General features: G+C 71.7%; 9 protein-coding genes. 7 read left to right on the forward strand and 2 right to left on the reverse strand.

Features of this window, described 5'->3' with window-relative positions; all coding sequences use genetic code 11:
- Positions 1-121: 121 nt before the first annotated feature.
- The 5 genes from OG928_RS06035 to OG928_RS06055 all read left to right on the forward strand — a co-directional run bounded on the left by OG928_RS06035 (position 122) and on the right by OG928_RS06055 (position 6,988).
- On the forward strand, positions 122-2,041 hold the full coding sequence (locus OG928_RS06035; protein ID WP_406280285.1) for an AAA family ATPase: 1,920 nt from the start codon (positions 122-124) through the stop codon (positions 2,039-2,041).
- Positions 2,041-3,144, forward strand: a complete 1,104-nt coding sequence (locus tag OG928_RS06040) for a glycosyltransferase (protein WP_406280286.1) — start codon at positions 2,041-2,043, stop codon at positions 3,142-3,144. Before OG928_RS06035 ends, OG928_RS06040 begins: the two co-directional genes overlap by 1 nt.
- Positions 3,141-4,226 (forward strand): GNAT family N-acetyltransferase, encoded by a 1,086-nt coding sequence (locus OG928_RS06045; RefSeq protein ID WP_406280288.1) that lies wholly within the window; start codon positions 3,141-3,143, stop codon positions 4,224-4,226. The genes OG928_RS06040 and OG928_RS06045 overlap by 4 nt, the downstream gene beginning before the upstream one ends.
- Before the next feature lie 135 nt (positions 4,227-4,361).
- The gene (locus OG928_RS06050) at positions 4,362-5,819 is read left to right on the forward strand and encodes a hypothetical protein (RefSeq protein ID WP_406280290.1); all 1,458 of its coding nucleotides are present in this window, start codon (positions 4,362-4,364) and stop codon (positions 5,817-5,819) included.
- Complete coding sequence (locus OG928_RS06055) at positions 5,810-6,988, forward strand: DegT/DnrJ/EryC1/StrS family aminotransferase (protein WP_406280292.1); 1,179 nt, start codon at positions 5,810-5,812, stop codon at positions 6,986-6,988. The genes OG928_RS06050 and OG928_RS06055 overlap by 10 nt, the downstream gene beginning before the upstream one ends.
- Before the next feature lie 400 nt (positions 6,989-7,388).
- Here OG928_RS06055 and OG928_RS06060 read toward each other — a convergent pair whose 3' ends face one another.
- Together OG928_RS06060 and OG928_RS06065 are read right to left on the reverse strand one after the other, a co-directional pair.
- The gene (locus tag OG928_RS06060) at positions 7,389-8,060 is read right to left on the reverse strand and encodes a hypothetical protein (RefSeq protein WP_406280294.1); all 672 of its coding nucleotides are present in this window, start codon (positions 8,058-8,060) and stop codon (positions 7,389-7,391) included.
- Positions 8,061-8,116: 56 nt separating this feature from the next.
- Positions 8,117-8,860, reverse strand: coding sequence for a PIG-L deacetylase family protein (locus OG928_RS06065; protein WP_406280296.1), 744 nt, complete (start codon positions 8,858-8,860; stop codon positions 8,117-8,119).
- 72 nt (positions 8,861-8,932) lie between these two features.
- Between OG928_RS06065 and OG928_RS06070 the strand changes: the two genes are divergently transcribed.
- Positions 8,933-10,570, forward strand: a complete 1,638-nt coding sequence (locus tag OG928_RS06070) for an ABC-F family ATP-binding cassette domain-containing protein (protein WP_406280298.1) — start codon at positions 8,933-8,935, stop codon at positions 10,568-10,570.
- A 22-nt stretch (positions 10,571-10,592) separates the two neighbouring features.
- Positions 10,593-11,480 carry a CAP domain-containing protein gene (locus tag OG928_RS06075; protein ID WP_406280300.1) on the forward strand — a complete coding sequence of 296 codons (888 nt, stop codon included), beginning with the start codon at positions 10,593-10,595 and terminating at the stop codon, positions 11,478-11,480.
- Positions 11,481-11,511: the final 31 nt, after the last annotated feature.

Genomic DNA, 11,511 nt, shown 5'->3' on the forward strand with positions numbered 1-11,511 from the left:
TCTCGACGGAATCTCCACACTTCCGGCACAGTCCTGGGGTTGATCGACACCCCGTTTGGTCTACGTTTGGCCTGCCTCGCGGTCTGCTCGCGAGGCGGCAACTCGAACCGGAGGGGGACCGGTGGAAACCTCTAGCTACTTCTCCGTTCTCCAGCGCCGTTGGCCGCTGGTGCTCGCGTGTCTCGCGATCGGACTGCTCGCGGGCCTGATCCTGACCCCATCGGACCCCAAGGGCACCGGCAATCAGTGGACCAGCTCGGTCAACGTGGTGCCGGCGCCGAACTCCGCGAAGGAGCTCAATCTCGCACCCGTGCTATGGACGTCGGACGGCGGCGAGGTCGCCCGGCGGGTGGCCAAGCGGCTGAACGACCCCGATCCCGCGGTGCTCGCGTCGAAGGTGACGTCGCAGCTGAACCCCGATCTGGGGCTGCTGGCGATCGCCGGCAAGGCCCCGACCCGCAAGGGGGCCGAGGATCTGGCCACCGCGTGGGCACAGGAGACCGTGGCCGCGTTCAGCGACTCGCAGCGCAAGACCCGGCAGGGCCAGGCCGACAGCATGACCCCGCAGTTGGACAAGCTCAAGGCCGACATCGACGGTCTTGAGAAGAGCACCACCAACGCCCCGATCGGCAAGAAGGCCACGCTCCAGGCGGAGTTCGACGCGAAGCGCGGGCAGTACACCACGCTCGTGGCGCAGCAGCAGGAGCTGCTGAATCCGCTCAACGACCCCAAGGTCGAGGTCATGGACGGCCTCAAGAGCACGCCGGACTCGTCCACGAGCATCCTCGCGCCGACCTCGCGGCCGTTGCGGATCGCGCTGGCGGCGGCGCTCGGGCTCGCGCTCGGGTTGATCGCGGCGCTGATGGTGGACCGCATGGACGTGCGGCTGCGCGGCCGAATCCAGTTGGAGGACGCGTTCGGCCTCCCGGTGATCGCCGAGGTGCCGCGCGCGCCGCGTCGGCACCGGGCGGGACACGCGGTCCTGGTCTCGGGTCGACCGGACAGTCCGGTCGCCGAGGCGTACCGCACGCTGCGTTCGGCGCTGCTGCTGTCCGGCCCGCCCGGGCTGGCGTACCGGCTCGCGGGCGCGGATCCGCGGCAGACCCGGGTGACCGCGATGCCGGTTCGTCGGGTCAGTGATCCGGCGCCGGTGATCCTGGTGGTGTCGCCCCGACCGGGTGACGGGCGTACCAGCACGGTGGCCAACCTGGCCGCGGCGCTCGCCGAGGCGGGCCGTTCGGTCCTGGTCCTGGACTGCGACTTCCGCAATCCGGCCACGCACCTGTACCTCGGCGCCAAGCCGGGCAAGGGGATGTCGGAGGTGCTGCTCGCGGAGCAGGAGATCGATCTGGGGGACGTGGTGCGCAGCACAAACATCCCGAACGTGCGGCTGATCACCGCGGGGGCGCCGGCCGCGTACCCGGCGGCGCTGCTGCTGCGCGCGGGCGAGGTCGTGCAGCGGGCCCGCCACCACGCCGACGTGGTCCTGGTGGACAGCGCGCCGCTGTTGTACGCGAACGACACCAACGACCTTGTCCAGCACGCCGACGCGATGCTCGTGGTCGCCCGCAGTGGCAACCTGACGGCCGATCAGGCCTCGCGCGTGGGCGAGCTGTTGACCCGCACCGGGGTGCCGATCGCGGGTGTCACGCTGCTTGGGGTGGATCCGACCCGGTCGATGGGCGGCGGGCTCAAGCGCGGCCCGCGGGTGCCGACCGCCCGCTCGGGTTCGGTCGCGGGTCTGGTGCTGCGCGGCCGCTCCGACGACCCCGCCGGGGACTCGGACGAGGACACCGAGCGGCCCGCCCCGAGTTGGGCCAAGCGTGGCGAACTGGCCGAGCGCGAAGGGGAGTCGGCCGAGGACGGCAAGGGCGCGCATCGCGCCGAGTCGCCCGCTTCGGACGGCGACGCGGACGCGCCGGGCTACCGGATCCGGTCCGCGCAGGAGCGGGCGCTGCGCAACGGGGCCGCGGACGGAGCCGGGCTCGGGCCGCACTTCGACACCTGGTCCACCGTGGAGCTCGGCTCGGAGGAACGCTGATGGGTGACCGCGTCCGAGTCCTGTGGCTCGCGAAGGGTCTGGGGCGTGGTGGCGCCGAGCAGTTGCTGGTGAACTGCGCCCGCCACCTGGACGACGAGCGCTACGAGGTCGAGGTGGCCTACGTGCTGCCGTGGAAGGACGCGCTGGTGCCGACGCTGCGCGCGCTCGGCATCCGGGTGCACTGCCTGGGCGGTGGGCGGACGTGGCCGGTGCGGTTGCGCGCGCTGCTGCGCGGGGGCGACTACGGCCTGATCCATACGCACATGCCGATTCCGGCGGTGGCGGCGCGGATACTCTCGCGCGGCGTACCGATCGTGCACACCGAGCACAACATGTGGCCGCGCTATCGGCGACCGACCCGGATCGCCAACGCGTGGACGTACCGTCGCAACAGCGGTGTGATCGCGGTGTCGACGGCGGTGGCCGGCAGCATCGACCGGGCCCGGCTGCGGCGCGGGGTGACGCCGACGGTGATCCACCACGGCCCGGACCTGGGCGACGCGTTCGCGGGTCCGGGTGCCCGTGAGCGGGCCCGGCACGCGCTCGATCTGGACCAGGAGGCGTTCACGGTCGGCTCGGTCGCGAACTTCACGCCGAAGAAGGACCAGTTGGGTCTGCTGGCGGCGCACGCGCTGTTGCGTGCCCGGCAGCCGGGGGCGGTTCTGGTGCTGATCGGCTCGGGTCCGTTGGAGGCGACCCTGCGCGAGCGGGCGAGGCGGCCGGATCTCAAGGGTGGTGTGGTGTTCGCGGGTTCGCGCGGCGATGTGCCGGCGCTGCTGTCGGCGTTCGACGTGTTCGCGTTGAGTTCACGTCAGGAGGGGCTGCCCGTCTCGTTGATGGAGGCGATGACGGTCGGCCTGCCGTCGGTGGTGACCGCCGTGGGCGGGATGCCGGAGATCGTCACGGACGGGATCGAGGGCACGGTCGTGCCGGCCGGCGACCCGGCGGCGTTCGCCGCCGCGTTGCTGGACTTCGCGACCGACCCGGCGCAGCGGCGCGCGTGCGGGGATGCCGCCCGCAAGCGCTCGGACGAGTTCGACGTCGCGGGCGCGCAGCGACGGATCGAGGACGTGTACGCGAGAGTGCTGGAGGAGTCGCGGTGAGCGGGCCAGAGGTCGGGAATTCGCCTTTCACCGTCCGGGAGTTGGGCAAGCACGACGAGCCCCGGGTGTTGTCGCTGCTGGAGGACGCGCTGTCGGGCGGGCCGACCGGTGAACGCACTCCGGAGTTCTTCCGGTGGAAGCATCGGGACAATCCGTTCGGCGCCAGCCCCGGCCTGGTCGCCGAGGCGGACGGCCGGGTGGTCGCGGTGCGGCTGTTCCTGCGCTGGGAGTTCGTGCTCGGCGGCGAGGTGATCCGGGCGGTGCGCGCGGTGGACACCGCGACCCATCCGGACGTACAGGGGCGCGGGCTGTTCCGCCGGTTGACGACGGAGCTGCTCGACCGGATCGAGGCGGACACCTCGCTGGTGTTCAACACCCCGAACGGCAACAGCCTGCCGGGCTATCTGAAGATGGGCTGGCACGAGGTCGGGAAGGTACCGATCTCGCTGCACCCGATCCGGCCGATCGCGTTCGCGCGCGGGCTCAAGGAGTTGCGCGCCACCGGCGACCTGACGGGTACCTCGCAGACCTGGAACTCGATCGATCCGGCCGCGCGCTGCCGCTTTCCGACGGCTCGTCAGTTCTTCTCGGACCCGGCCGCCGCGGTGGGCTTCGACGAGCTGGTCGCCGAGGCGGACGCGGGCGACGCGGCGATCGGCCACGACAAGCTGCGGACCGCGCTCAGCGGCGACTTCCTGCGCTGGCGCTACGGCGACGCGCCGGGCCTGGACTACCGGGTGGTGGCGTCCTACAAGAACGGCGAGTTGACCGGTGTGGTCTTCGGCCGGCCGCGCCTGCGCGGGCCGCTGGTCGAGTTCACGCTGTCGCAGATGGTGGTGCGTCCGGGCGATCGGGACACCGCGCGCAAGTTGTTCTCCGGGGTCGCGATGTCCGGCTGCGACCACGTCGCGACGCATCTCGCGCGCGGTTCCGAGGCGGCCCGCGCGGCCCGCTACGCGGGATACGCCACGCCGCCGCGCACCGGCATGCTCCTGGTCGCCAGGACCGTGCACCCGCACCCGATCGACGTCCACGACCTGCGGTCGTGGCAACTCTCCCTGGGGGACTTGGAGGTCTTCTAGTCGCGAGGTCCGCCGGCCGCGCGCCGCGCGTCGGATCGACCCCGCGTCGGCGCCACCGCCGCTCGACGCCGCACCGGTTCCCCGTCCCTGCAAGGAGTTCCGTTGTCGTCCCGTCTCACGCCGTATACCCGGTGGATGCCTCCGATGCGGCTGCCGTGGGGTTCGTTGCTCGCGCTCACCGCGGTGGGTGTGTACGTATCGGTGTTCGCGTGGGCGATGGAGTATCGCCCATACGACATCTGGGGCGCGTTGATCGTGTTCCCGCTGCTGTTGACGATCAGCGTGCCGCTGCTGTCGCGGTTCTCCCGGGACGAGCCGCCGTGGGTGCGCCGGCTCGTGATCGGCGCGCTGGTCGCGAAGCTGCTCGCGTGCTTCGCGCGCTACTGGATGTCGTTCATCCTGTACGAGGGGCGCGCGGACGCGGCGACCTACGACCTGGTCGGCCGCGCGATCGCGCCGCACTTTCGCGACGGCGACTTCACCGTGGACATCGGTCGCAAGGTGATCGGCACCGGCTTCATCATGATCGTGACCGGTGTCGTGTACGCGATCGTCGGGCAGTCGCTGCTCGCGGGCTACCTGGTCTACTCGTGGCTGGGGTTCTGGGGCCTGTACCTGTTCTGGCGCTCGTTCAACGTGGCCTACCCGGACGGCGATCGGCGCCGATACGGCAAGCTGCTGTTCTTCCTGCCGTCGCTGCTGTTCTGGCCGTCCGGGATCGGCAAGGACACCTGGATGATGTTCACGCTGGGGCTGTCGGCCTATGGCGTGGCGCTGTTGTTGGTGCGCCGGCGCGGGGCGTTCGTGTTCCTGATCCTGGGCGCGGTCGGCACCACGATGGTGCGTCCACATGTGACCGTGCTGCTGCTGTGCGGTCTGGTGGTGGGGTACCTGCTCCGCAACCGGCCGCAACAGGCGTCCGCGCTGGGTCCGTTGCGGGCGGCGTTCGGCATCGTCGTGCTCGGCGTGGGGTGTGTGCTCGCGCTCCAGCAGGTGGGCCAGTTCTTCGGGACGCCGGGCATCGGGGCCGCGCAGGCCAATCAGGTGATCGCCAAGACCCAGACCCAGACCGCGCAGGGCGGTTCGGCGCAGGCGGTGGACGATTCGGCGGCGTTGTCGATCTCGCCGGCCGCGTTGCCACAGTCGTTGGTGACGGTGCTGTTCCGGCCGTTCCCGTTCGAGGCGCACAACATCCAGGCCCTGGTGGCGTCGCTGGAAGGCGTCGTGCTGATGGGCCTGTTCGTGGTCGCGCTGCCCCGGTTGAAACGCATCCCGGGGTTACTGATCCGAAGACCCTACGTGGCCTTCGTAATTGTCTACACGCTGGTGTTCGCACTCGCGTTCGCGAACATCCGCAACTTCGGCATCCTCACCCGCGAGCGGGTCCAGGTGTTCCCGTTCGTGCTGGTGTTGCTCGCGGTGTCGAAGCCGGATCGGACCGAGACCGAGAAGGGCGGGAGTTCGGAGCGGAGACGGCGACGGACGACGAGCCGGCACACGCCGGCCGTCGCGGCCGACTCCGGGGTGGGGGCGGCTAGTTCGACCAGTCCGGGAAGTCCCGGGAATCCCAGGGGGGAAGCGATATGGCGGTGACCGGCAAGCCGGCGGTGCTCGGTGGGGATGCGGTGTTCGCGGAGGGCCTGCCGCTGACGCGCCTGAAGGTGCCCGAGCGGGACGAGTTGGCGCGACGGCTCGACCGGATCCTGACCAGCGGTCAGTTGACCGACGGATCCACCGTGCGCGAGTTGGAGGAGGCCGTGGCGGCGCGGTTGGAGGTGCCGTACGTGGTGGCGGTGTCGAACTGCACGAGCGGCCTGATGCTCGCGTTGCAGGCGCTGGGCGCGCGCGGCTCGGTGGCGATGCCGGGGTTCACCTTCTCGGCCACGGCGCACGCCGCGCATTGGGCGGGTGCGACACCGGTGTTCGCGGAGATGGATCCGGACACGCTGACCCTCGACCCGGACGACGCGGCCGCGCTGCTGGCCGAGTCGTCCGCGTCGGTGTTGATGGCGACGCACGTGTACGGGACGCCGTGTCGGGTCGAGGACCTCGCGAAGGTCGCGGACGACGCGGGGGTGCCGCTGGTGTACGACGCGGCGCACGCGTTGGGCAGCCGGCGCGCGGGGACGCCGATCGGCGGGTTCGGTGCGGCGGAGGTGTTCTCGCTGAGCCCGACGAAGGTGGTCGTGGCGGGCGAGGGCGGGTTGATCGCGACCCGGGACGAGGGGCTCGCGCAGGCGTGCCGGTTGGGTCGCGGCTACGGCAATCCGGGCGACTACGACTGCGTGTTCCCGGGGCTGAACGCGCGGATGTCGGAGCTGCACGCGGCACTCGCGTTGGCCTCGCTCAAGGGCCTGTCGGAGCGGGTCGCGACCCGCTCGCACCTGGTGGGAGTGTTCGCGGACGCGGTGCGCGGCGTACCGGGCCTGCGGTTGCCGGCCCTGGCCGAGGGGGACGTGTCCACGTGGAAGGACCTGACCCTGATCGTCGAGCCGGACGCGTTCGGCCTCGACGTCCCCACGTTGGCCGCGGCGCTCAAGGCCGAGGGGATCGACTCGCGCCGCTACTTTTATCCGCCGGTGCATCGGCAGAAGGCCTACGCGCATTTGCCGGCGCGGGAGTTGCCGGTCACGGACGATGTGTCGGCGCGGGTGCTGACGCTTCCGCTGTGGTCGCATATGGATGAGGGGACGGTCGGGTTGGTTGCCGATGCGGTGCTGCGCGTGCATGAGTTTGCGGGGGCGGTGGCTGCGGTCGGGTAGTTGGTGGTGGGGTCCTCACGTGCCGGATGGGCTGGGTTGTCCTCAAGCGCCGGACGGGCTGGGGTGGGCGGCCCGCGGACCGCTTCGGCCTCAAACGCCGGCCGGGCTTGATGTGACCCGGCCTTCGGCCGAGGTGGCCTCAAACGCCGGCCGGGCTGCGTTGTCCTCACGCGCCGGACCGGCCGGAGTGGGCGGCCCGCGGACCGCTTCGGCCTCAAACGCCGGCCGGGCTTGATGTGACCCGGCCTTCGGCCGAGGTGGCCTCAAACGCCGGCCGGGCTGGGGAATTGGCCCGGTCGGCGCTTTTGGCTTGGCGGGATGGGTGGGTCGCCCGGCCAGGCGCTTTTGGCTTGGTCGGGTGGGTGGGACGGTTCGCGTTTTGGCTTCGCCCGGTGTCGAGTCAGTCGAGTTGGGTCGCGAGCGCGGTTGTGAGGTCTGTCACCTGAGTGGGGGTCAGGGTCTTGGCGGAGACGAACAGGGCGGCCTCGCCCGGGCCGTCCACGTTCAGCCGGATGGCGGCGACCTGCCCGTCGCCGACCGGGACGACCCGCAGCGGCGCGATCGTCGCCATCTTTTCGGCGAACGGGCCCACTGCCGACGACGCGACACCGGCGTTTCTCTGGATCAGCGGCAGCGCCGCGTTGAGCGGATGGCCGCGCAGCGAGGTCCACGTGTCCACGTCGATCTCGGCCGTGCCGACCACGTAGGAGCAGGTGACCTCGACGCCGTTGACCCGCTGAATCGGGGTCAGATTCGAGTACGGGTCCCGGGCCGCCGCGTCGTCGTCGGACCAGCCCTCGGCGCCGGACGCGGCCGGCTCGCCGGGTCGGACGGCTCCCTCGATGTGGGCCCGCGCGGACGCCGCCGCGACGTCGAACGGCAGCGGGCACCGCGTGCCGTTGTCCCCGATCGGCTTGACCGCCTCGCGGAACCGCTCGATGTTCACCCGCTTCGAGGACTGGACCAGTTCGTCGGCGCCGGAGCCGCACCCGCTCAGGCCGGCGCCGGCCAGTGCCCCCACCGCGAGGACGGCGAGGGCACGGGCACGGCGAGTCTGCTGGCTATGGCTCATCGGGGCAGCGTACTGAGCGCTCGTCGGGCCGGCGTCACCTCAAGGTCATCCCCGGGTCATCCCATCGGAAAGACTTCGAACGCCGCCGCGAAACGGGTGCCGAGCCGGGTGCCGGACGCGCGCGCCATGCCCTCCAGGAACTCCGCCGCGTTGCCCATCTGCCCGTCGCCCAGGCCCGCGAGGTAGGCCGCGTGCGCCTCGAGCGACGCGACGCCCTTCGCGAAGTCCTCGGTGGTGTCGACCGCGTGCCGCGAGTCCGGCGAGCCGCCCGCCCACACCGCGCGCACGCCGCCCCAAGGCTGGTGGCCCTCCGCGATCAGCTCGTGGAAGACCCACCGGTTGCCCGCGTCGCGCACCGCGTCCACGACCGCCCGGCCGACCGCGATGTGGTCGGCCTGGTTGAGCGCGACGCCGCCCCAGGTGTCCCGGAAGTTGCCGGTGATCACGATGTCGGGCCGGTGTCGGCGGACCACGCGCGACAGGTCGCGGCGCAGCGGGAGGCCGTACTCGATCACGCCGTCCGGGTAGCCGAGGAACTCGACGCTGTCCACGCCGACGATCCGCGCCGACTCGATCTGCTCGGCCTCGCGCAGCGGCCGACACTTGTCCGGTTCGATGCCGTCGATGCCCGCCTCGCCGCTGGTGACCATGACGTACGTGATGTGCTTGCCCTGCCGTGTCCAACGCGCGATCGCCGCGGCGGCGCCGTACTCGAGGTCGTCGGGGTGCGCGACGATGGCGACCGCGCGGTCCCAGTCCTCGGGCAGCGCCTCGTACGGTTCGGGTCGGGACTCGGTCATGGCATGGTCCTTCCGGGGGGTGTGTACGCGGACACCGCCATCCTCGCAGCGGCCGATAGGATTCCTACCCTCATGAGCGCCACGATCGTCGTCAAAGACCTTGCAGCCGGACACGGTGACCGTGTCCTGTTCTCCGGACTGGATCTCGTCATCGCCCCCGGCGACGTCGTGGGTCTGGTCGGAGTGAACGGCGCGGGCAAGTCCACCCTGTTGAAGCTGCTCGCCGGCCTGGCCGCGCCGGAGGCGGGGACCGTGCAGCTGAGCCCGCCGACCGCGTCGGTGGGCCACCTGCCGCAGGAGCCCGAGCGCCGGCCGGGCGAGACGGTACGGGCGTTCCTGGCCCGCCGCACCGGCGTCGCCGCCGCGCAGGCCGCGCTCGACACTGCGACCGAGGGCCTGGTCGAGGGCCGCGCGGGCGCCGACGACGAGTACAGCGTCGCCCTCGACCGCTGGCTGGACCTGGGCGGCGCCGACCTGGAGGAGCGCGCCGAGGAGGTCGCGGCCGACCTGGGCCTGGCGGTGGACCTCGACCGCGAGATGACCGCGCTGTCCGGCGGCCAGGCCGCCCGCGCGGGTCTGATGTCGCTGCTGCTGAGCCGCTACGACGTGTTCCTGCTCGACGAGCCGACCAACGACCTCGACCTGGACGGGCTCGACCGGCTGGAGAAGTTCGTCACCGGCCTGCGCGCGGGCACGGTGGTGATCAGCCACGACCGCGAGTTCCTGACCCGCACGGTGGACCGCGTGGTCGAGCTGGACCTGGTCCAGCAGCAGATCCGCAGCTACGGCGGCGGCTACGACGCGTACCTGACCGAGCGTGAGGTGGCCCGCCGGCACGCGCGCGAGGACTTCGACGAGTACGCGGACAAGCGCGGTGACCTGGAGGCCCGGGCCCGGATGCAGCGCGGGTGGATGGACAAGGGCACCCGCAACGCGCGCCGCAAGTCGACCGACAACGACAAGATCAGCCGCAAGACGCGGTCGGAGGCGAGCGAGAAGCAGGCGTCCAAGGCTCGGCAGACCGAGCGGATGATCGAGCGCCTGGACGTGGTCGAGGAGCCCCGCAAGGAGTGGGAGCTGCGGATGGAGATCGCCGCCGCCCCCCGTGCGGGCGCGGTGGTGGCGACGCTGAACGGCGCGGTGGTCGAGCGCGGCGGGTTCACGCTGGGGCCGGTGACGCTACAGATCGACTGGGCGGATCGGGTCGCGATCACCGGCGCGAACGGCGCGGGCAAGTCCACGCTGCTCGCGGCGCTGCTGGGGCGGGCCGAGTTGACGGCGGGTCGAGGCGCGCTCGGCTCGGGCGTCGTGGTGGGCGAGGTGGACCAGGCGCGTGGGCTCTTCCTGGGCGACCAGCCGCTCCTGGAGGCGTTCTGCGCGGTGGTCCCGGACCTGCTGCCGGCGGACGTGCGCACGCTGCTGGCGAAGTTCGGGCTCAAGGCCGCGCACGTGCTGCGCCCCGCGGGCACGCTGTCCCCGGGCGAGCGCACCCGCGCGGCGCTCGCGCTGCTCCAGGCCGAGGGGGTCAACCTGCTCGTCCTGGACGAGCCGACGAACCACCTGGACCTGCCCGCGATCGAGCAGTTGGAGGCGGCGCTGGAGTCGTACGAGGGCACCCTGCTCCTGGTCACCCACGACCGCCGCATGCTGGACGCGGTGCGTACCACCCGGCGAATCCAGGTGGCGGACGGCCGGGTCACCGAAGCCTGATCCCTCGTTAGAATCCGAGCCCATGAACGAACTGCCGCCCGGCGCGAACCAATCCTTGCCGGGCGGCGTCGTGCGCGTGCGCGTGCCCGGCCCGTTCGACATCTCGGCGTTGATCACCGGTGACGACCGGCGGGTGTCCGGCGACGCGGACTTCGTGTTCTTCAACCAGCTCACCGCGCCGGGTGTCCGGCTCGGCGGCGACACGGTCACCGTGGATCCGGCCGCCTTGCGGGCGGGGGCCACGCGCGTGACGGTCGTGATCAGCCCGGCCGACACGACGCACACGCTGGGCGAGTTGCCGCCGGCGGCGATGACGCTCACCGGCGACGGCGGCACACTCCTCGCGCGGTTCACCCCGCCGCGTCCGCGCACCGAGGCGGTGCTGCTGTTGGCCGAGATCTACCGGCGCGGCGGGGGCTGGAAGGTGCGCGCGCTCGGGCAGGGCTACGCGGACGGGCTCGCGGGCATCGCGCGGGACTTCGGCGTCGAGGTCGAGGAGGAGACCCAAACCCCCTCCGGCCTCTCCGAGTTCCAACGCGGCGTGGTCGACCTGACCAACGTCGAGCGGGCCCACCATGGACTGCGTCCGCTCACCCCGCAACCGCAACTGACCGTGTGCGCACAGGCGTTCAGCGCGGACATGATCACCCGGGCGTTCTTCTCGCACACCGACCCGGACGGCCGCGAGCCGTGGGACCGAGCGATCGCGTCGGGTTATCTGTACAGCCGCATAGGCGAGAACATCGCGTGCGGCCAGCGGACGCCGGCCGAGGTGGTGCAGGGGTGGATGGACAGCCCCGGACATCGCAAGAACATCCTGACCCCGGAGTTCACCGAGATCGGCGTCGGCTACGTGACGGGCGGGACGTACGGAACGTCGTGGACGCAGGTGTTCGGGACGCCTCGCTAGGCACATGCCGTGCGGGGATGGGCGGGCCCTG

Source organism: Embleya sp. NBC_00896, from assembly GCF_045207785.1.
In the GTDB taxonomy this organism is placed as follows: domain Bacteria; phylum Actinomycetota; class Actinomycetes; order Streptomycetales; family Streptomycetaceae; genus Embleya.